This window comes from Terrabacter sp. P5_B1 (assembly GCF_056400505.1).
In genome coordinates, this window is sequence record NZ_JBFULD010000585.1 from 1 (window position 1) to 1,072 (window position 1,072).

Genomic DNA, 1,072 nt, shown 5'->3' on the forward strand with positions numbered 1-1,072 from the left:
GCGCTTCCTTGCGGTCGAACGTCCCTGCCGAGGCGGGGACGACGTAGCCGACGAGCACCTGGCTGCCGGCGCTCGTCGTCCGGACCGCGGCGGCTGCCCCCGAGACGTGGGGGAGGGACTGGAGGGCCGCGTCGATCTCGCCGAGCTCGATCCGGCGGCCGCCGAGCTTGACCTGCTCGTCGGCGCGTCCGACGAAGACGAGCCCCTCGGGGTCGTTCACGACGAGGTCGCCGGAGCGGTAGGCGCGGTCCCAGCCGAGCGTCGGCATCGCGGCGTACTTCTCGGCGTCCTTGACGGGGTCGAGGTACCGGGCGAGACCGACCCCACCGATGATGAGCTGCCCCGTCTCGCCGGCGGCGACCGGGTGGTCGTCCGAGCCGACGACGGCGAGGTCCCAGCCGTCGAGGGGCAGGCCGATGCGGATCGGTGGCGTCCCGTCGAGGCGTGCCCCGCACGCGACGACCGTCGCCTCGGTCGGCCCGTAGGTGTTCCACACCTCACGCTCCGGGGTGACCAGCCGCTCGGCGAGCTCTGGCGGGCACGCCTCGCCGCCGAAGACCAGCAGCCGCACCGGCTCGAGCGCCTCGGCCGGCCACAGGGCGGCGAGGGTCGGGACCGTCGACACGACCGTGACCTCCTGCGCGACGAGCCAGGGGCCGAGGTCCATGCCGGTGCGCACGAGGCTGCGGGGCGCAGGCACGAGACAGGCGCCGTGGCCCCAGGCCAGCCACATCTCCTCGCATGAGGCGTCGAACGCCACCGACAATCCGGCCAGCACCCGGTCGCCCGGTCCGATCGGACTGTCCTGCAAGAACATCCGCGCCTCTGCGTCGACGAACGCCGCGGCCGACCGGTGCGAGACCGCGACGCCCTTGGGCACGCCGGTCGAGCCGGAGGTGAAGATGACCCACGCGTCGTCGCCCACGCTCACCTGCGGCAGGGCGCGCCGGGGCGATCGGGAGGCGGCGCGCCGCGAGGCCCGGACGGTCGCCGGCACCGTGACCTGGCGACGCGGCCCCACCACGGCCGTCACCGCGGCCTCCGAGAAGACGAGGTCGGCCCGCTCCTGGGG

1 protein-coding gene is annotated in these 1,072 nt (G+C 74.9%); it reads right to left on the reverse strand.

The window, feature by feature from the left end; all coding sequences use genetic code 11:
* Positions 1-1,072 (reverse strand): AMP-binding protein (locus AC1DP0_RS22205; RefSeq protein ID WP_478088800.1); only part of this gene is annotated, 1,072 nt, incomplete at both ends.